The sequence below is a fragment of the Flavobacterium sp. RSP49 genome (assembly GCF_003968735.1).
Classification (GTDB): domain Bacteria; phylum Bacteroidota; class Bacteroidia; order Flavobacteriales; family Flavobacteriaceae; genus Flavobacterium.
This window is the reverse complement of sequence record NZ_RYDN01000041.1, coordinates 1-19,544: the sequence shown is the minus strand read 5'-3', so window position 1 is coordinate 19,544 and position 19,544 is coordinate 1. Positions and strand designations below refer to the sequence as shown.

The 19,544-nt window shown below is 37.2% G+C and carries 17 protein-coding genes; 8 read left to right on the top strand and 9 right to left on the bottom strand.

All coding sequences use genetic code 11. The features are described 5' to 3' along the window. Nucleotides 1-848: 848 nt before the first annotated feature. On the bottom strand, nt 849-1,433 hold the full coding sequence (locus EKM02_RS13675) for a hypothetical protein (protein WP_126456057.1): 585 nt from the start codon (nt 1,431-1,433) through the stop codon (nt 849-851). Between the two features lie 488 nt (nt 1,434-1,921). On the opposite strand from EKM02_RS13675, the gene EKM02_RS13670 reads away from it, so the two are divergent. Then, nucleotides 1,922-3,328 (top strand): APC family permease, encoded by a 1,407-nt coding sequence (locus EKM02_RS13670; protein WP_126456055.1) that lies wholly within the window; start codon nt 1,922-1,924, stop codon nt 3,326-3,328. Between the two features lie 1,170 nt (nt 3,329-4,498). Here EKM02_RS13670 and EKM02_RS13665 read toward each other — a convergent pair. Both EKM02_RS13665 and EKM02_RS13660 read right to left on the bottom strand, forming a co-directional pair. Beyond that, nucleotides 4,499-5,947 carry a glyceraldehyde-3-phosphate dehydrogenase gene (locus tag EKM02_RS13665; RefSeq protein ID WP_126456053.1) on the bottom strand — a complete coding sequence of 483 codons (1,449 nt, stop codon included), beginning with the start codon at nt 5,945-5,947 and terminating at the stop codon, nt 4,499-4,501. A gap of 160 nt (nt 5,948-6,107) precedes the next feature. Next, nucleotides 6,108-7,508, bottom strand: a complete 1,401-nt coding sequence (locus EKM02_RS13660; protein WP_126456051.1) for a trypsin-like peptidase domain-containing protein — start codon at nt 7,506-7,508, stop codon at nt 6,108-6,110. Between the two features lie 414 nt (nt 7,509-7,922). Between EKM02_RS13660 and dapF the strand changes: the two genes are divergently transcribed. The 5 genes from dapF to EKM02_RS13635 all read left to right on the top strand — a co-directional run bounded on the left by dapF (nt 7,923) and on the right by EKM02_RS13635 (nt 12,066). After that, nucleotides 7,923-8,726, top strand: coding sequence for a diaminopimelate epimerase (gene dapF, locus EKM02_RS13655; RefSeq protein WP_126456049.1), 804 nt, complete (start codon nt 7,923-7,925; stop codon nt 8,724-8,726). Nucleotides 8,727-8,765: 39 nt separating this feature from the next. Continuing rightward, entirely contained in the window at nt 8,766-9,299 is a 534-nt protein-coding gene (locus EKM02_RS13650; protein WP_126456048.1) for a GNAT family N-acetyltransferase, read from the top strand. A 73-nt stretch (nt 9,300-9,372) separates the two neighbouring features. Continuing rightward, the gene (gene mltG, locus EKM02_RS13645) at nt 9,373-10,413 is read left to right on the top strand and encodes an endolytic transglycosylase MltG (protein ID WP_126456046.1); all 1,041 of its coding nucleotides are present in this window, start codon (nt 9,373-9,375) and stop codon (nt 10,411-10,413) included. Beyond that, complete coding sequence (locus EKM02_RS13640; protein WP_410503694.1) at nt 10,383-11,327, top strand: DUF2279 domain-containing protein; 945 nt, start codon at nt 10,383-10,385, stop codon at nt 11,325-11,327. The genes mltG and EKM02_RS13640 overlap by 31 nt, the downstream gene beginning before the upstream one ends. A gap of 97 nt (nt 11,328-11,424) precedes the next feature. Then, a complete protein-coding gene (locus tag EKM02_RS13635; protein ID WP_126456044.1) occupies nt 11,425-12,066 on the top strand; it encodes a peptidoglycan-binding protein LysM in 642 nt (213 codons plus the stop codon). Between the two features lie 453 nt (nt 12,067-12,519). Here EKM02_RS13635 and scpA read toward each other — a convergent pair whose 3' ends face one another. From scpA to udk, 6 genes are all read right to left on the bottom strand, one after another. Further along, nucleotides 12,520-14,658 carry a methylmalonyl-CoA mutase gene (gene scpA, locus EKM02_RS13630; RefSeq protein WP_126456042.1) on the bottom strand — a complete coding sequence of 713 codons (2,139 nt, stop codon included), beginning with the start codon at nt 14,656-14,658 and terminating at the stop codon, nt 12,520-12,522. A gap of 33 nt (nt 14,659-14,691) precedes the next feature. After that, nucleotides 14,692-14,988 carry a type II toxin-antitoxin system RelE/ParE family toxin gene (locus EKM02_RS13625; RefSeq protein ID WP_126456040.1) on the bottom strand — a complete coding sequence of 99 codons (297 nt, stop codon included), beginning with the start codon at nt 14,986-14,988 and terminating at the stop codon, nt 14,692-14,694. Next, nucleotides 14,978-15,211, bottom strand: a complete 234-nt coding sequence (locus EKM02_RS13620) for a hypothetical protein (protein ID WP_126456038.1) — start codon at nt 15,209-15,211, stop codon at nt 14,978-14,980. The genes EKM02_RS13625 and EKM02_RS13620 overlap by 11 nt, the downstream gene beginning before the upstream one ends. 72 nt (nt 15,212-15,283) lie before the next feature. After that, nucleotides 15,284-16,648 (bottom strand): methylmalonyl-CoA mutase subunit beta, encoded by a 1,365-nt coding sequence (locus EKM02_RS13615; protein WP_126456035.1) that lies wholly within the window; start codon nt 16,646-16,648, stop codon nt 15,284-15,286. A 127-nt stretch (nt 16,649-16,775) separates the two neighbouring features. Then, on the bottom strand, nt 16,776-17,096 hold the full coding sequence (locus EKM02_RS13610; protein WP_126456033.1) for an FtsB family cell division protein: 321 nt from the start codon (nt 17,094-17,096) through the stop codon (nt 16,776-16,778). A gap of 142 nt (nt 17,097-17,238) precedes the next feature. Beyond that, nucleotides 17,239-17,847 (bottom strand): uridine kinase, encoded by a 609-nt coding sequence (udk, locus tag EKM02_RS13605; RefSeq protein ID WP_126456031.1) that lies wholly within the window; start codon nt 17,845-17,847, stop codon nt 17,239-17,241. Between the two features lie 149 nt (nt 17,848-17,996). On the opposite strand from udk, the gene EKM02_RS13600 reads away from it, so the two are divergent. Then, the gene (locus EKM02_RS13600) at nt 17,997-18,578 is read left to right on the top strand and encodes a Crp/Fnr family transcriptional regulator (RefSeq protein ID WP_126456029.1); all 582 of its coding nucleotides are present in this window, start codon (nt 17,997-17,999) and stop codon (nt 18,576-18,578) included. 90 nt (nt 18,579-18,668) lie between these two features. Then, nucleotides 18,669-19,421, top strand: a complete 753-nt coding sequence (locus EKM02_RS13595; protein ID WP_199878496.1) for a pirin family protein — start codon at nt 18,669-18,671, stop codon at nt 19,419-19,421. Nucleotides 19,422-19,544: the final 123 nt, after the last annotated feature.

Sequence of the window (19,544 nt, the reverse complement as noted above, 5' to 3'; positions counted from 1 at the left end):
CGGATTTGTTAGTTCACCTCTGTTTTCCTTTGAATAAATTTAGTGTTTTTTATCTAATACAAAGTAAAGGCGGATTTTCAATTCGTGCCCGTAAATAATATCATAATAATTCTAATAAAAGAAATTCTAATTCACTCTCTAAACTAGTATAATTTCTTGCTGAATCATTCTCTTTGTGGGCTCGGATTGCAAATCCGCCCTATCGTTGTCCGAAAATTAAATATCCGAGGGATTAATATAATCGTTGTCCGAAAAAATCAGATGTCCGAGCGATCGGGTCCAATTTTCACGCTTTGTTCTAGTACTAAAGCGGGTTTGGGCTTAAATTGCTTATTTAAAATATTTTTAATTACAGAATAGGAATTCCTATCCAATGCATAATAAGCATTATTACAACAGTTATTCCAAAACTGCACAAAGTTAGAATACGCCAATAAACAGACCTTCCATTCCCAAATCTCCAAATTCGTTCACCAGTTTCTTCTCTTTGTGATTTCATAGTTAATTTCCACAATATATATGTTGAAATAATAATAATAAAAATAGCAATTAACCAAAACTTTATCATAATTTATATTTTTTAAAATGTCATTAAATTCTCTCGAATTTCTTAAAATTACCGCCAACTGCTTTGTAAACTTTCTGCGGAAACAACTGCTTATTTTCAAATCGAAATTACCTGCGTAATTTCGGCATAACTAGCCAGTAACGTTCCCTTGCTACAAGCGGTTTGGGATTAAAAAAGCCCTGTTTTCGGATTTGCCAAATCTCCCAAATACAAGACCATTTTTAAATTAAGCCAAATGCCCAAATCGCTTGTAGCAAGTGTTGGCGGTTCGGCTTTTTATTTAGTTTTGAAAACAATTGCTTTCATAATCTTTTATGAAGTCAACTAATATTTTTTCGTCTTTAATTTTAATTTCATCATTTTTGATTTTGTCATATGAAATTTTACAATCTTCAATAACGGGCAACATTGCATCTTTTGTTATTAATCTGCTCAATCCCATTGCTGGCATTTGAGCCATATCAATAATGTTAGGCTTTTTGATTACATAAAACCTTACAATATGACCGTGAGATATTCTTTTTAATATTTTGTAGAGTTTAATTTTATTAGAATATAATACTTGTGCAAATACTGATTCTTCAACACTTTCAAATGTTATAGTTTCTTTTTCTAATTCGATTTTAAAAGTTTTCAAATCTTTTGGTAAATATTCAACTTTAGTTCCATTTTGAATTACAGTTATTTTGTCTTCTAACTCAATTAACCGATTGACATTAAATGAAGATGCATTTAGTATTATTTCAACAGATAAAGTTTCATTGTTAAGATTAACTATTTCTCCTTTATAGTTAGTTTGTCCAATTGTTATTGTACAAAAGCTTAATAATAAAAATGTAATTAGAGGTTTGAATGTTTTTTGCATTTTAGTAATTTAAATTATTGTTTGTTTTTCGTTCAGTTCTTCAAGCTGACCGCCAACTTGTATACACTCGCTATAAAATAGCGTCGATACACCCAAAATCAGGTAGATTGTCGCTATTGCTTGTCTTTTTTTATATTCTTTCAAATATATTAAAATTTTCTTACAGTTTTTATACAAAAAAACAAACGTTATAGTTAGTGCGGTTTGCGTGAGGGAGGGAAGTGGCATCCTTTATTTTCTTTCTTTAAGAAAATAAAGATATAGCGTACCGTCCGACCCAAAGTGGCGAGGAGGAACGACAAAGCTGGTGCAGGGTCACGCCCAAAGGAACAACTTCAATCTTGACCACTCACCACTCACTTTTCACGATTCACTTTGTTGTCACTTTCTCCGTCCTTTTTATGAAATTTCCAAAAAAAGTATATCTTTAGCCAATTAAAAACCCAAAACCCAAAACCCAAAACCCAAAACCCAAAACCCAAAAAAACATGGAAGACCATAAACCAGACGATTTTAAAAGAGAATTAGGATTACTCGACGGAACCATGCTTGTGGTGGGTTCTATGATAGGTTCCGGGATATTTATTGTGAGCTCGGATATGGTGCGACAGCTGGGTTCTGCGGGTTGGTTGATTGCCATGTGGGTGCTTACAGGAACGATTACCGTGATTGCTGCCGTGAGTTATGGTGAGTTGAGCGCGATGTTTCCTAAAGCTGGCGGGCAATATGTGTACATCAAGGAAGCCTACGGGAAACTGGTGGGTTTTTTGTACGGTTGGAGTTTTTTTGCGGTGATACAAACCGGTACCATTGCTGCCGTGGGTGTGGCTTTTGCCAAATTTGCCGCCTACTTGTACGCGCCTTTAAGTGATAAGAATATTTTATATGAGATTGGGGATTTTAAACTCAATGCGGCTCAGATTGTTTCTATTTTTACCATTATTTTGCTGAGTTACATCAATAGCCGTGGGGTAAAAAACTCTAAGATTTTACAGACGGTTTTGACAGTTATCAAAATTCTATCGTTGGCAGGTTTGATTATTTTTGGTTTTATGGCTGCCAAAGCCGAGGTTTGGGACGCGAACTGGAACAATGTCTGGACGTCACAAGCCCTGAATGTGGAAACGGGTTCGTGGTTGCCTATTAGCGGAACGGCGTTGATATCAGGAATTTCGGCAGCACTAGTAGGTTCAATGTTCTCTAGTGTGGCTTGGGAAGGAGTAACTTTTATCGCCGGAGAAATAAAAAATCCAAAACGCAACGTGGGATTGAGTTTGTTTTTAGGAACCTTAATCGTGAGTGTGATTTATATTTTGGCTAACTTGATGTACTTGGCGGTGGTGCCTTTGTATGAAATTGCTACAGCCGAATCAGATCGTGTGGCTGTTGTGGCTTCGCAACGTATTTTTGGTTCGGTGGGAACATTAATAATCGCGGTGATGATTATGATTTCGACTTTTGCCTGTAACAACGGATTGATTATGGCGGGTGCCAGAGTGTATTATACGATGGCGCAAGATGGTGTTTTCTTCAAGAAAGCGGCTGAATTGAATCATGCCAGCGTTCCGGCTTGGTCTATCTGGGCGCAGTGTATCTGGGCTTCGGCGTTGTGTTTGACAGGGAAATATGGGGATTTATTGGATTTTGTGGTTATCATCGTTTTGATATTTTATATTCTGACTATTCTCGGAATATTTATTCTGCGCAAGAAAATGCCAGATGCCGAAAGACCGTATAAAGCTTTTGGATATCCATTTTTACCGGCGCTGTATCTAATTATCGCGACAGCAATTTGTATCGCCTTGTTGTATACCAAAACCAGTACAAGCGGTTGGGGTGTTTTGATTATGCTGATTGGTATTCCGGTGTATTATTTGACAAAAGCTAAGGAATAGTATCTTTTTAGTGAAAAGCGAAAAGTGAATAGTAAGTGGTTTTTAGTGCATGGTAGGAGGAATGATATATTGATTTTTAAGTTTGACTATTTTAAAATCAGTGAAAATCAGTGAAAATCCGCGTCATCAGCGTGCCAATTCAACACAGTAATAACAAATTAACACACATAAAAAATCCGCTAAAACCCGTGTCATCTGCGTGCCAATTCAGTACAACAATGACAGTAACACACATAAAAAATCCGCTAAAATCCGCGTCATCTGCGTGCCAATTCAACACAGTAATGACAAATTAACACACATAAAAAATCCGCTAAAATCCGTCTCATCTGCGTGCCAATTCAACACAGTAATGACAAATTAACACACATAAAAAATCCGCTAAAATCCGCGTCATCAGCGTGCCAATTCAACACAGTAATGACAAATTAACACACATAAAAAATCCGCTAAAATCCGTATCATCTGCGTGCCAATTCAACACAGTAATAACAAATTAACACACATAAAAAATCCGCTAAAATCCGTGTCATCTGCGTGCCAATTCAACACAGTAATAACAAATTAACACACATAAAAAATCCGCTAAAATCCGTATCATCTGCGTGCCAATTCAACACAGTAATAACAAATTAACACACATAAAAAATCCGCTAAAATCCGTATCATCTGCGTGCCAATTCAACACAGTAATAACAAATTAACACACATAAAAAATCCGCTAAAATCCGTGTCATCTGCGTGCCAATTCAGTACAACAATGACAAATTAACACACATAAAAAATCCGCTAAAATCCGTATCATCTGCGTGCCAATTCAACACAATAATGACAAATTAACACACATAAAAAATCCGCTAAAATCCGCGTCATCTGCGTGCCAATTCAGTACAACAATGACAGTAACACACATAAAAAATCCGCTAAAATCCGTGTCATCTGCGTGCCAATTCAACACAGTAATAACAAATTAACACACATAAAAAATCCGCGTCATCAGCGTGCCAATTCGTTGTAATAGTAACAAAAAAATCCGTCTCGTTTTTCCTAACGGGACGGATTTTCTATTGAATTCAGGCTGGGTTGCGGTCGTTCCAAATTTAAAACTAAGGGACTAAAACTAAAAAAAAAAAAATTACAACCGCAAATCCACAACCTGTAAACGGCAGGCTAGTAATACGTAAAACGCCTTACTTTGGCAATGTATTTAGCTAGTCTAATGACTTGATGGCTGTATCCGTATTCGTTGTCGTACCAAATGTACAACACAATATTTTTTCCGTCTTTTGAAACAATGGTGGCGTTACTGTCATAAATGGCAGGCTGCGATGTGCCGACGATATCCGATGAAACCAATTCGTTATTCATCGAATATTTGATTTGCTCGACTAATTCGCCTTCCAATGCATATTTTTTCATGATAGCATTGATTTCTAACAGTGATGTTTCTCTGGATACCTCCAGATTCAAGATGACCAAAGAGCCATTAGGAACCGGTACCCGAATGGCATTCGACGTTAATTTTCCCTCTAATGAAGGCAATGCTTTTGCAACAGCACTTCCGGCACCCGTTTCGGTAATCACCATATTCAAAGCGGCTGCTCTTCCACGACGGTATTTTTTGTGCATGTTGTCCACAAGATTCTGGTCGTTTGTGTACGCATGGATGGTCTCCAGATGTCCTTTGACAACGCCCAAAGTATCCTCAACAGCTTTCAAGATTGGCGTGATAGCGTTCGTAGTGCACGATGCAGCCGAAAAAATATTGATTTCATCCGGGTTGTATTCGTTGTGGTTTACGCCATGAACAATATTAGGAACTCCTTTTCCGGGAGCGGTAAGCAATACTTTTTCCACACCTTTGGAAACCAAATGGCGGCTTAGTGCTTCGTGTGTGGTGAAAGCACCCGTGTTGTCAATAACCAAAGCATTATCAATTCCAAAAAGCGTATAATCAATTTCTTCAGGTCCGTTTGCCGTTATAATGTGTACGGTGGTTCCGTTGATAATCAAAGCATTGTTTTCAGGATCAGCAGTAACCGAACCTTGAAAATCACCATGAATAGAATCGTAACGCAATAAAGAAGCTCTTTTTTCTAGTGTGGTTGCATCATTTTTATCGCGTGTCACAATAGCGCGCAATCGCAATTGACTTCCTTTTCCAGTTTTCGACATTAATTCTCTGGCTAATAAACGACCGATGCGACCAAAACCATACAGTACCACATCTTTTGGTTGAATCTCCTCTGAATTTTTGGCATTTTTTAATTTGTCAATGACAAAATACTTGGCGTCAGGATATGTATCTTCTTCTAAACCATATTCGTACGTCAGTTTTCCAATGTCTAATTTTGCAGGCGGTAGATTCAATTCTAAAATCGCTTTTGCAATTTTAACCGAATCAAATACTGAAATGGGTTTGCCTACAAATTCAGCCGCATATTCATGCAGGTTGATAATATCACTGACATTCCTGTCGATTAGCGGGTTTCTAAATAAAACCATCTCAATGGATTTATCATACCATAAATCGCTGATAATTTTAATCAGTTTTACTCCTGCACGTCGCCTGTCGGCTTGAAAAGAAACTTCCTTTTCGTATAAAGTTGTAGTTGCCATGTTGAAAATTTAATGAAAATAAAGGATTGTATTTTTTAAAATTTGGCGCAAAAATACCCATTTCAATCGATTTCGTAAGCTATTTTTGGATTTATTTTAAAAATAAAAAAGCCACCCTGAAATATCAAGATGGCTTTGGTTTTTTTAAAACAGGAATGCGCTAGAGAATTACACGCATGACTTCTCCGTTTTTAGTAATCATTTCGATGCGTATGGTTTGGTTTTCCTCTTTTTTACTTAAAAGTTGGGATACCGTTGCAACATCCGTAGCTTTGACATTGTCAATACTCAAGATAATATTTCCCACCAGCTCGTCTTCGTATTGCTTCAGATTTTGGCTGCTTATTGATTTGATTCGCACGCCATAATCGATTTTGAATTTCTGCTTGTCAGCAGCCTCAATATTTTCTAATTCGATGCCTTTAAACTCGGCGCTGAAAAATTCATTTTTGCTAAGCACTACAGGAACCACTCTTGTTTTTCCATCTCTGATATAGGTAACCTGTATTTTGTCATTGGGTCTTTTCGTATTGATGTATCCGGAAAGATCCGCAAAAGTAGCCACGTTTAGTTCGTCTAATTTGATGATGACATCTCCTTTTTCAAGTCCAGATTTTTCAGCTCCTGAATTTTTGGTGACTTTATTAATGTAAAAGCCTTGTGTTTGGTTGATTCCCAGTTCTTTAGAAGTCATGCTATTTAGTTCGCCTCCTTCAACCCCAAGAATTCCGCGTTGTACATTCCCGTATTCCATGAGATCCTCAATGATTTTTCGGGCAATATTAGAAGGAACTGCAAACGAATATCCTACATAAGAACCGGTCATGGAGGAAATCATCGTGTTGATTCCGATTAGTTCACCACGCGTGTTTACTAAGGCACCACCACTGTTTCCGGGGTTTACCGCAGCATCTGTTTGTATGAAAGATTGGATCCCGCTGGTGTCTAAATCTCTGGCTTTCGCCGAAACAATTCCGGCAGTTACCGTAGAGGTTAAATTATACGGATTTCCGACAGCCAAAACCCATTCGCCAATTTTAACCGAATCAGAATTGGCAAAAACAGTATACGGTAATTTTTCATTCGCATCAATTTTCAATAAAGCAATATCCATTTTAGAGTCGGTTCCAATGAGTTTTGCCACGTATGATTTTTTGTTGTTTAAGGTGATTTCAATTTCTGATGCGCCTTTGATGACGTGATTGTTGGTCACTATATAACCATCCTCAGAAATGATTACTCCGGAACCCGTTCCTACTTGTTCCTGGGATTGTCCGCCTTTATACCCATAAAAATATTCTAAAATGGGATTGGTGATCGTTCTGCGGGAGACGTTTTTTACGTGTACCACGGTATGAATTGTTTTTTCTGCAGCCTCGGTAAAATCAAGAATCTCGGGAGACAGTCCTACTTTCGTTTTATACGAATCAGATGCAGCGGTTACCAAGGCATTTTTTTCACTGGAAAAATACCCATTGGTATCAAATAATAATTTGTAAGCGCCAAGTGTGACTCCCCCACTCAACAACGAAACCAAAAAAAGAGTTGAAATTTTTTTCATATGTAGATAATATTTGTTTTTTATAGGAATATGGTATCGCCAGATCTTCATTGGTGTTTGCGACAGCTTCTGTCATGGCGATTTCATAATTAAATTCGTTTATTAAGATATTTACTTGTAAAATTAAAAATAAAATAGCGTCCTAAAATACAGTTTAACGCTCTTTAACAATGATTAACATTTCATTAATAGTTTACCCGTTGCGTGCAATTATTCAAAACGTCAGTTCGAGTATTTTTTGTGTAATAAAACGGAACAAAAAATGTATCGAGAACAGTTTTTAATACTAATTTTCTAGTTCTCGATATAATTTTCTGTCGAAAATCACTCGAACTGACGAAAATTATCATCAAAAATTAATTGCACCCAACGGGTTAATAGTTCGTACTTTTGTAGCACACAATAGAAATTAAAATGCAACTACAATTTTATAAATACCAAGGAACAGGAAATGATTTTGTCCTGATTGATAATCGTTTGAATTTTTTTCCAAAAGAGAATACACAACTGATAGCGCACTTGTGCGACAGACGTTGTGGAATAGGAGGCGATGGTCTTATTTTATTGGAAAACGATACGATTGCTTCGAATCTCGCAACGACCACCGATTTCAAAATGGTTTATTACAATTCCGATGGAAACCAAAGTTCCATGTGTGGTAACGGTGGACGCTGTTTAGTGGCTTTCGCCAAAAAGCTGCAGGTAATTGAGAATAAAGCTACTTTCATAGCCACAGATGGTTTGCATCACGCCACAATTGGCGATGACGGATTGGTATCATTACAAATGATTGATGTTGATGCCGTAAAAGTCAGTACAGATCATGTGTTTCTAAATACGGGATCGCCGCATCATGTACAACTGGTAGACGATCTGGAAAATTACAATATCAAGGAAAACGGAGCTGCTATTCGATACGGAGATTTGTACGGGAAAGCAGGAAGTAACATCAATTTTGTCAAACAAATTGACCAGGCCACTTTCTCTATGCGAACGTATGAAAGAGGCGTAGAGGATGAAACACTTTCTTGCGGAACAGGCGCAACAGCAGTAGCAATTGCCATGAACGTTATTGGAAAAACAAATGCTACTTCGATCGATTTAAATGTAGAAGGTGGAAAATTAGTCGTTTCTTTTGATAAAGGAGAAGGAAAATTCACTAATGTTTTTCTGAAGGGACCAGCAGAGTTTGTGTTTAAAGGAACAATCGAGATTTAACTAAAACCTAAAACCCAAAACCCAAAACCAAGAACCTAAATGAAAACATTAAAAGGAGACAATATCTACATTCGGGCATTAGAACCCAATGATCTGGAGTTTGTATATGCCATAGAAAACGACCAGAGCATTTGGGAAGTCAGCAATACGCATACGCCATTCAGCCGGTTTTTAGTCAAGCAATATTTAGAAAATGCCCATCAGGATATTTATGAAGCCAAGCAATTGCGATTGGCTATTTGTCAGGATCAGGATTTCCCGGCCCTGGGTTTGATCGATTTATTTGATTTTGATCCAAAGAATAACAGGGCGGGAGTAGGTATTGTCATTCAAAAAAGCAAAAATCGAAAACAGAATATTGGTTCCGAAGCTTTGGAATTATTAATTGAATATGCTTTTTATAATCTAAATTTACACCAGTTATATGCAAATATTGGAACCGAAAATGAAGCTAGTAAAGCACTTTTTACTAAATTTGGATTCAAAATGACAGGCGTCAAAAAAGAGTGGACTTTTGTGAATGGTATTTATAAAGACGAAGCTGTTTTTCAATTGATCAATACTAAATTTTAAAAAATGTAGTTTTAATTCATCATAATTTCAAACTAAAGTTAAAAATACTACTTTTCCAATAAAAATACCATATATGAATTTAAAGAAAATTATTACCAGTATCGCTGTTGCTTTAATAGCAATACTGATGCTATACGGATTGGTTATTTTGCGCCAAATTTTTTCTTCTAACACTAAATTCTCAGAGAACGAAGTGTATGTGTACGTCCCAACGGATTCCAATTACGAAGAGGTCAAAAAAATAATTGCTCCGTATGTCGAAAACTTGGATCGTTTTGAGATGGTGGCCAATAAACGGGGCTATTCTGATAATATAATTCCGGGACGTTTTTTATTCAAAAAGGGAATGAACAGTTATGAACTGGTAAAAACATTGCGTCTTAATTCAGCAGTAAAGTTGGCTTTTAATAATCAGGAACGTATTGAGAATTTAGCCGGGCGTGTAGGTTCACAAATAGAAGCGGATAGCTTGTCATTACTGACTTCCTTCAAAGATTCTATTTTCTTGAAAGAAAACGGGTTCAATGAAGAGACTGTTTTGGTACTGTTTATTCCAAATACATACGAGATTTATTGGAACACTACCGCTGAAAAATTCCGTGATAAAATGATTAAGGAATACCGTAATTTTTGGAACAAGGAAAGAGTTGCCAAAGCTCAAAAACAGGGACTCACTCCCATCGAAGCGACTATTCTGGCTTCAATTGTTCACAAAGAATCCGTAAAAAAAGACGAGAGACCACGAATAGCCGGCGTGTATCTCAATCGGTTGCGAACGGGAATGCCATTGCAGGCAGATCCAACGGTAATATTTGCGATAAAGAAAAAAGCAAACGATTTTGATCAGGTTATCAAAAGGGTTTTCTACAAAGATTTGACAAAGGCACATCCGTATAATACCTATATGAACGTAGGACTGCCTCCTGGACCTATCGCTATGCCTGATATTACAGCCATGGAAGCGGTTTTGGATCCTGAGAAAAACAATTTTATTTATTTTTGTGCCAGCGTGGAACGTTTTGGATACCATGAGTTTGCTGCCACATTAACGGAACACAATAAAAACGCCAAAAAATATTCGGATTGGATCAACAGCCAAGGCGTAAAAAGATAGTTTTGGGATTAAAAAAAGGGATTTTATATTTATTTTTAGTGGGTTTCCAAACTGTATTTGCCCAAGAGCGTGCCGAATCTTTCTTTAAACCCTCCGATTCTTTGAATAGGAAAAAGCAAAAAGGGGTGTTTGTTGCTGAAGCTGCTTTGACCGCAGGAACGCTGATCGGTTTAAACCAACTTTGGTACGCTGATTATCCCAAATCTGATTTTCATTTTATAAATGACAATACTGATTGGCTGCAGATGGACAAATCTGGGCATGTATTTTCTTCGTATCATCTGGGACGTCTTGGTGCCCAAATGCTGCAGTGGAGTGGGGCTTCTAAAAAAAATAAGCTACTATACGGAGCCGGCTTGGGCTTTGCATTTCTTACCGCTGTTGAGGTTCTGGATGGATATTCTGCTGAGTGGGGTGCTTCCTATGGTGATATAATTGCCAATGCTTCAGGAACCGCTTTATACATTTCTCAGGAATTAATCTGGAATGAACAGCGTATTACCCCTAAATTCTCTTTTCATACCACCCAATATGCCAATTACAGACCGGAAGTTTTGGGCAGTTCTTTTACAGAGCAAATTTTAAAAGACTATAATGGACAAACCTATTGGCTTTCTGTTAATTTGCACTCTTTTGCAAAATGCTCCAGGATTCCAAAATGGCTAAATATAGCTTTGGGTTACGGAGCCGAAGGAATGCTGACCGGAAATCGCGGTAATAACGCTTTTTCAACTACAAATCCACAAAGATTCCGACAGTTTTATTTGAGTATTGATGTTGATCTGACGAAAATAAAGACACGGTCCCATTTTTTAAAGACTGTTTTTTCCGTTCTGAACACGGTTAAAATTCCCGCACCTACAATTGAATTCGTGCGTTTTAACGATATAAAATACCACTTCATTTATTTTTAAAAAAGTTTAACTACTTGATTATCAGACTTAATATTTTTGTTGTATCTTTGCGCATAGAAATTTCTTAACGGGACAGCGTTTTGAAGAAAAACAATTTATGATTAAGAAGTGGTCTTTTTACGCAGGTCTGACTGTGATTACAGTTTTTTTAAGCTCAGGTTTTAAACCGTTTAACCTAGAAACCAGCCCTTGGTTTCTTATTAATGAAGATGAGGGAGCGCACTACTTATTTCCTTCTGAAGAACAAAATGAATACACCAAATTAAACATTCCTTTTACTGGAAATTTCTTTATCGGTTTTAAAGAAGCTATTGGATATAGAGAATCCGAAAGTAAATACAAAAAAGTGAACTCTCTGGGATATATGGGAAAATATCAGTTTGGTATTGAGACACTTAAGTCGGTTGGAATCTATAATCGGTCTGCCTTTTTGAACAGCCCTGAATTACAGGAAAAAGCATTTCTAGCGCTACTGGCGAAAAACAAATGGGAGCTGAAAAGAGAAATTGAAAAATACGAAGGCACTATATTAAACGGAATATTCGTTACCGAATCCGGGATATTAGCGGCAGCCCACCTTGGCGGAGCGGGTTCTGTAAAAAAATATTTTAAAAATAAAGGAAAACGAAATTTTAGAGACGCTTATGGTAGCTCTATAAAAAGCTATATGAAAATGTTTGGCGGGTATGATACTTCGTGTATTATTGCGGATAATAATGCAAAGGCAAAAAACATTTAAGTAAGTCGAAAGTTTAAAAGTCGTAAAGTCAAAAGAATTAACTTTAAGTAAAACAACTTTAAATCAGATTGTTACATAATTTTATCCTGATTTTAAAATACGACATTATACCATGGTTATTACTTAATTCCTTTTTTATCTTAAAAAAAGAGGCTGCCATTATTTGACGGCCTCTTTTCTTTTATCATATAGTCGAATTATTTAGCCTTAAGGATTTCTCTATTGGGACGCACCACTAAATTGATGGTTTCCTTCTATTTTTGATTTTTGCTTTCTCCGTTTCTTGAACATTTGATACGATTGCAATGCTTAAAAGAATCAAAATAACAAGTGTTTTTTGTTCCGTTTTATAAACGTAGTCCGTTTAGCGGGTAGGCATCTGATTTAAAGCAAAAAACACGAACCTTTCGATTGATGTTGTTAAATTTTGAGTCAAAATAATAGGCTGTAGTTTTAGTCGAAACTGTCCATTAAAATGTCTAATATCTTAATAGCCGCTTCACTGATTTTTGTGCCAGGGCCAAAAACGGCAACCGCACCGGCATCAAATAGAAACTGATAATCTTGTGCCGGAATCACACCACCTACCACGACCATAATATCTTCTCGATCGTATTTTTTAAGTTCTGCAATAACTTGTGGTACCAGCGTTTTGTGTCCTGCCGCCAGTGAGGAAACTCCCAGGATGTGCACATCATTCTCTATCGCTTGTTTGGCCGCTTCGGCTGGTGTTTGAAAAAGGGGGCCAATGTCAACATCAAAACCTACATCAGCATACCCGGTAGCTACCACTTTAGCGCCACGATCGTGCCCGTCTTGTCCCATTTTGGCAATCATGATTCTAGGGCGACGTCCTTCTTTCTTTGCAAATTCATCTGCCAGTTGTTTTGCTTTTTCAAAGCTTTTGTCGTCTTTTATTTCTTTGCTATACACACCGCTAAAGGATTTAATTTGTGCTTTGTATCTTCCAAAAACTGTTTCCAGCGCATCGCTGATTTCTCCCAGCGTAGTTCTGTTTCGAGCGGCTTCAACCGCTATTTCCAGTAAATTTCCTTCACCAGTTTGCGCACAAAGGATTAATTTTTTCAGCGATTCCTGCACTTTTTCAGTAGCTCTGGTCGCTTTGATTCGGTCTAATTGTTCCAATTGTTGCTTGCGGACCATTTGATTGTCCACATCTAAAATCTGTAAAGGGTCTTCTTTTTCTAATCTATATTTGTTAACGCCCACAATAATATCCTGCCCGCTGTCTATTCTCGCTTGTTTTCTGGCTGCTGCTTCCTCGATTCTAAGTTTCGGAATTCCGGATTCAATAGCTTTGGTCATACCGCCCAGTTCTTCTACCTCTTGAATGAGTTTCCAGGCACTTTCAGCAATTTCATTTGTCAGACTTTCTACATAATAACTGCCTGCCCAAGGATCAACCGTTTTAGTAATTTTAGTTTCGTCTTGTAAATAAAGTTGCGTGTTTCTGGCAATTCTGGCCGAGAAATCTGTTGGTAACGCAATTGCTTCATCTAAGGCGTTGGTATGTAAAGATTGTGTGCCTCCAAAAGCTGCTGCTGCTGCTTCAATGCAGGTTCTTGCCACATTGTTAAAGGGATCTTGCTCGGTTAAACTCCATCCCGAAGTTTGACAATGGGTTCGTAACGCTAATGATTTATCGTCTTTTGGTTCAAATTGCTTTACTAATTTCGCCCAGATCATTCTTCCTGCGCGCATTTTGGCAATTTCCATAAAATGGTTCATTCCAATCGCCCAGAAAAAGGACAGTCGTGGGGCGAATTCATCAATTTTCATTCCGGTTGCTAATCCAGTTCTGATGTATTCCAATCCATCGGCCAGCGTGTACGCCAGTTCAATATCAGCCGTGGCTCCCGCTTCTTGCATGTGATAGCCAGAAATGGAAATTGAGTTGAATTTGGGCATTTTTTTGCTGGTAAATTCAAAAATATCAGCAATGATTTTCATCGAAGGTGTTGGCGGATAAATATAGGTATTACGGACCATAAACTCTTTGAGAATGTCATTTTGTATCGTACCGGAAAGCAACTCGGGTGCTACGCCTTGTTCTTCGGCAGCGACAATATAGAAAGCCATAATAGGTAAAACAGCGCCATTCATTGTCATAGAAACGGACATTTCATTAAGCGGAATTTGGTCGAATAATACTTTCATGTCTTCCACGGAGTCAATGGCAACTCCTGCTTTTCCCACATCGCCCACTACGCGCTCATGATCGGAATCATAGCCACGGTGTGTGGGTAAATCAAAAGCAATGGAAAGTCCTTTTTGACCCGCAGCCAGATTCCTTCTGTAAAAAGCATTACTTTCTTCGGCAGTTGAAAATCCGGCATATTGACGCACCGTCCATGGTCGGCGGACGTACATTGTGGTGTATGGGCCACGTAAATTGGGAGCAAAACCAGCTCCAAAATCAAGATGGGTAAGATTCTTTACGTCTTGTTCTGAATACGTAGGTTTTACCTCTATTCCTTCTGCAGTTAGAAATGCATCAGACACAGCATTTTCATGCTCGACTTTTAGCGCTGTACTTTTTAATTGTATGTGTTGTAAATCTTTTCTTTTCATTTGTTTAGTACAAAGATTATAGGTTTTGAAATTTTAATTCCTTTCAGTCCATATTTCAGTATTTCTTGAAGTATGAAAAATAGCTGTAATGACAATTATGTTCTCGTAGCTGTTGAAATGAATTAAGTATGGAAAATTTTCAATTAAAGCAACTCTGGTCTTATCATATCTTATTTGAAAAAGTAATGGATTTGACTTAATTATTTTTAAACTTTCCTTGAACGAATTGGAGAACGTATCGCCCAATTTAGGGTGAATGCCTTTGTACCAATCCAAAGCTGTTTTGAAATCAAGTTTAGCTTCCTCTACAATTACAATTTTATAACCCACCGTCAATATCTTTTAGAAAATCATCAATATCTTGAGCTGAAGATGGATTCTTAAGATATTTCTCAGTTCTTTCTCTAACTTGGTCCATTTGCCATTGAGGGATTTCTAAATTATTCGACTTTGGAAGAATAATCACTTCAACTTCATCAGCATTAAAATCATCCGGCAGTGTAATGCTTATTTTGTGATTTTTCACCTTAACGATTTGTCTTATGGCTTCCATTATTTTATGTTTTTAGCAAAGTAAATATACTCTTTTCCAATGGTATTAAATTAAATAACAGCGTCGGGCTTACTATTCAAGATCCAATCGTTCCTGTTCCGTTTTTTCTGCCAGACGTTTTTCGATTATGGGTGTAATCAAGGTTTTTCTTGGTTTGACTTTTACAAAAGGAAACAATTCTAAATCATGTTTCATTTTATCCTGTTTGTTAGGATGTTTGTTTGTTCCCAATAAAATTTCTTTCCCAGAATCAAATAATTCCTGCGCGGTATCCGCACTTTCCTGAATTTTTCTTTTGATGATTCCGTCATTAAGTTGTTTCAGGAAACCGCCATTTGCCTCTATGTCTTTGAATAAAGCCAATGCTTTTTCGGCTAGTTGATTGGTTAGGTTTTCGATATAATAACTGCCGTCTGCTGGATTGTTGACTTTGTCAAAATAACTTTCATTTTTGAGGATCAACAATTGGTTTCTCGCTATGCGGTCGCCAAATTCGTTGTCTTTGTGGTACAAAGCATCGTACGGTAAATTAGCAACGGCATCCGCTCCTCCAATAATGGCACTCATACATTCTGTGGTGGTGCGCAACATATTTATATTGTAATCGTATAATGTTTTGTTACGTTTGGTAGGCGAAACGATGATGTTGCACGCTAAAGTATGGTTGTATTCCTTGGCGACGAGATTAAAAAGCAAGCGTAACGCTCGTAGTTTTGCAATTTCAAAAAAGTAATTTGTTCCTACGGCCACTTCAAAAACAATGGGTGTATTAATAGTTTCAATTCTATTGAAATACTCATTGGCTTGTCCTACACTATAGGCAATTTGCTGTACCATAGTGGCACCGGCATTTTGATACAACGCAGCGTTGATACTAAGTAGCGATACCGATGTTGTTGCTGCCGAAAGCAAATTCAGGGTGTCAAAATTGCTTTTTTCTTTAGTTGTAAACCAGTTTCCGTCTTTGGCTAATTGTCCTATAGGATCCAGATTACAGAAAATAGTAGTATTATTTTTCTTTGCAAAAACATCAATTTTTTTGACGAAATCGATTGAAATAAATCCCAGGTTAAAATAAACGGTAACGTTCTCTAAAGGCAATTTTTCCAATAGATCGGTAACGTTAATTGATTCGTTTTCTATTGTAAAGCGCAGGCTGTCTGCCCCGCGATTCAGTGTGTCTAATGCCCGTTCTATTGATTTTTCAAGGTCGTAGACAAATATATTTTGGCAAATTCTAAATTCTGTTGCTTTTGTGGTAACGGGGAATACTTTTGTAAACTCCTCTTTATGGTAAAAAGGTTTTACCTGAATGTCTTCCGGAGAATTCCAAACTACGGTTTCATTGTAATCCGCTCCATTGAGTTCAAATTGGATTTTTTGTTTCCATTGTTTAGAGGAAATGGGGTTGAAATCATCGAAAAGGTTTGTATCCATTTTGTTAGTCATTTTCCTCACTCCAGTTCTCTTCATAGGAGAGGGAACCGAAACTTGGTGTTCTGTTTTTAATAATTACTATAAATTGTACACTCCCTTCCCTTTGGGAATGGTTGAGAATGGGATTTTATTTTTGAATCGTGTCGCCTTCAAATTCGATGATGTAAATGTCTTCACTATCTTTTTTCATATAGTATTTTTCTCGGGCGTATTTTTCTATTTGTTCGGAATTGTTTAATTGCTTGATATTTTCTTTGTCTTTTTTTATTTCGTCTTTGTAATATTCTGCATTGTCTTCCAGATCTTCAATTTGTTTGTCTAAAATGCGATGATCAAAATACGAATAGTTGTCCAGAAAAATCATCCAAGACGAAAAGAATAACAGGACCCAGACATATTTGTTGCTCAGGAATTTAAACCAAGGTTTGTCTTTATATGGATTTGTCATTTTTTTTATTTTTTTTAGCCCCGATTATAGTGGAAATCCTTTTAGTAGGTGATACTGACGAAGGAAGGTTTACCTACTAAAAGATTGCAACGGAAAGCGGGAAATAGCTCCTAATACTTATTCTGTTAAAATTACAACTAAATCACAGAATTTTTTGATTTATTACTGCGCGCACCACATCAATGGCTACCGTGTTGTATTTGTCATTTGGAATAATGATGTCTGCAAATGCCTTGGTTGGTTCGATGAACTGCTCGTGCATTGGCTTTAATGTGGTTTGGTATCTGTTAAGGACTTCATTCATGTCACGGCCACGTTCCACTATATCGCGTTTCATGCGTCGGATTAATCGTTCGTCAGAATCGGCATGAACGTATATTTTTACATCAAATAATTCTCTTAATTCGGGATTGGCCAAGATTAAAATTCCTTCTACAATCATCACTTTTCTGGGATGAGTAAAAACGGTATCGTCAGACCGGTTGTGGGTTACAAAGGAATAAACGGGTTGGTGAATGTTATTTCCTTCCTTTAATTCTTTGAGGTGGGCCACTAGCAACTCAAAATCAATGGCTCGGGGATGATCAAAATTGATCAATGCTCTTTCATCAAAGGAGAGTCCGTGATTTTCTTTATAATATGAATCTTGTGAAATAATACCAACTTCTGTCTGTGGTAATTCATTCATAATCTGATGTACAACGGTTGTTTTTCCGCTTCCTGTACCACCTGCAATTCCTATAATGAGCATAAATTTTTTTATTATGTTTTTATTGGAACAAAAATAGGAATTTAATCGAGAGCAGATTTTGTTTTTTGAGGAAATCTTGCTAATTTAATATATTTACGAGTCATTTTTTAAGGGTATTTAGCTATCTTTAAATTCTAAACGAGAAACTATTGTATCCCCAAATTAATAAAAACATAAGTCGTTATGTCACTTTTGAACCCAAAGAACTAGAAATTTTCAATTCTTTGCTGGAATATAAAGCCGTTGCTAAGAAAACGGTTTTACTTCAGGAAGGCGAAATGTGTCATTTTGAAGCTTTTGTCATCAAAGGTTGTGTCCGGAAATATTATATTGATGACAATGGTTTTGAAGTTATTCTGCAATTTGCGCTCGAGAATTCGTGGGTGAGCGATATTTCTTTTAGTATATACGAAGATGCACCAAGCCGTGTGTATATCGAAACATTGGAAGATTGTGATTTTTTGCTGTTTAGTCCGGAAGCAAAAGAAGAATTATTTGCCAAAGCACCAAAGTTTGAACGCGCGTTCCGCATCCTGATGCAGCGCAGTCTGGCCGTTACGCAAGACCGTTTATTTCATACTATTTCTAAAACAGCGACCGAGAAATACATAGAGTTTCTGGAACAGTATCCCACACTATCGCAGCGCGTTGCTCAGCATTACATCGCTTCTTATCTGGGGATTTCGGCTGAGTTTTTAAGTAAAGTGAGAGCCAAAATGACAAAACTTTAAAGTCTCATAATTTTTCATTTCTTGTCCTGGTTCAATGCAAATGCCTTTTTTTTGACGCACCTTTGCATTATGTTTTTAAAGAATAGGACAATGGAAAATACAGATAAAAATACAGAAGGAGTACTTACGCATTTTGTTTTGCACAAAGGAAACACGCGAGGTCATGCCAATCACGGTTGGCTGGAATCGTATCATACGTTTAGTTTTGCGAATTATCAAAATCCGGAGCGAATGAATTTTGGTGTATTGCGCGTGCTCAATGATGACAGAGTCAATCAGGGGATGGGTTTTGGGAAACATCCGCATGACAATATGGAAATCATTTCTATTCCGCTCGAAGGCGATTTAGAACACCATGACAGTATGGGCAATACTACCGTAATCAAGGAAGGGGATATTCAGGCCATGAGTGCCGGTACGGGAATTTTTCACAGCGAATACAATAAAAATAAAGACCAGTTGGTTAAATTTTTGCAGATTTGGATTTATCCAAATAAAAAAAATGTAACGCCTCGTTATGATCAAGTTACTTTAGATTTAAACGACCGTCACAATAAGCTCCAACAAATTCTATCCCCAAATCCTGAGGATGAAGGTGTTTGGATTCATCAAGATGCGTGGTTTCATATAGGGAAATTCGACGAGAATTTTGCTGCCACGTATGCATTAAAAAAACCCGGAAACGGAATCTACGCTTTTGTTTTGAAAGGCGATTTTACAATAGGAAACATTGCTTTAAACGAGCGAGACGGAGTAGGAATCTGGGATACTAATGCTATTAAAATTACCGCTAATTCCGCTAGTGCCGAAATCCTGTTGATGGAAGTACCCATGCAATTGTAATTGATTTTTGATGATCATATTCGTCAGTTCGAGTGATCCCGCTTTTGGGCGGGATCGTATCGAGAACAAGAAAATTTTGAATTAAAAACGGTTCTCGATACGCTTTGCACTCGAACTGACGTT

What these genes read in the sequence shown, in the direction of transcription:
- EKM02_RS13635 (WP_126456044.1), top strand. Translation starts at nt 11,425, where the DNA reads ATGATTAAGAAGTGGTCTTTTTACGCAGGTCTGACTGTGATTACAGTT.
- mltG (WP_126456046.1), top strand. Translation starts at nt 9,373, where the DNA reads ATGAATTTAAAGAAAATTATTACCAGTATCGCTGTTGCTTTAATAGCA.
- EKM02_RS13615 (WP_126456035.1), bottom strand. Translation starts at nt 16,648, where the DNA reads ATGGATACAAACCTTTTCGATGATTTCAACCCCATTTCCTCTAAACAA.
- EKM02_RS13675 (WP_126456057.1), bottom strand. Translation starts at nt 1,433, where the DNA reads ATGCAAAAAACATTCAAACCTCTAATTACATTTTTATTATTAAGCTTT.
- EKM02_RS13650 (WP_126456048.1), top strand. Translation starts at nt 8,766, where the DNA reads ATGAAAACATTAAAAGGAGACAATATCTACATTCGGGCATTAGAACCC.
- EKM02_RS13670 (WP_126456055.1), top strand. Translation starts at nt 1,922, where the DNA reads ATGGAAGACCATAAACCAGACGATTTTAAAAGAGAATTAGGATTACTC.
- EKM02_RS13620 (WP_126456038.1), bottom strand. Translation starts at nt 15,211, where the DNA reads ATGGAAGCCATAAGACAAATCGTTAAGGTGAAAAATCACAAAATAAGC.
- EKM02_RS13610 (WP_126456033.1), bottom strand. Translation starts at nt 17,096, where the DNA reads ATGACAAATCCATATAAAGACAAACCTTGGTTTAAATTCCTGAGCAAC.
- EKM02_RS13665 (WP_126456053.1), bottom strand. Translation starts at nt 5,947, where the DNA reads ATGGCAACTACAACTTTATACGAAAAGGAAGTTTCTTTTCAAGCCGAC.
- EKM02_RS13660 (WP_126456051.1), bottom strand. Translation starts at nt 7,508, where the DNA reads ATGAAAAAAATTTCAACTCTTTTTTTGGTTTCGTTGTTGAGTGGGGGA.
- dapF (WP_126456049.1), top strand. Translation starts at nt 7,923, where the DNA reads ATGCAACTACAATTTTATAAATACCAAGGAACAGGAAATGATTTTGTC.
- udk (WP_126456031.1), bottom strand. Translation starts at nt 17,847, where the DNA reads ATGCTCATTATAGGAATTGCAGGTGGTACAGGAAGCGGAAAAACAACC.
- scpA (WP_126456042.1), bottom strand. Translation starts at nt 14,658, where the DNA reads ATGAAAAGAAAAGATTTACAACACATACAATTAAAAAGTACAGCGCTA.
- EKM02_RS13595 (WP_199878496.1), top strand. Translation starts at nt 18,669, where the DNA reads ATGGAAAATACAGATAAAAATACAGAAGGAGTACTTACGCATTTTGTT.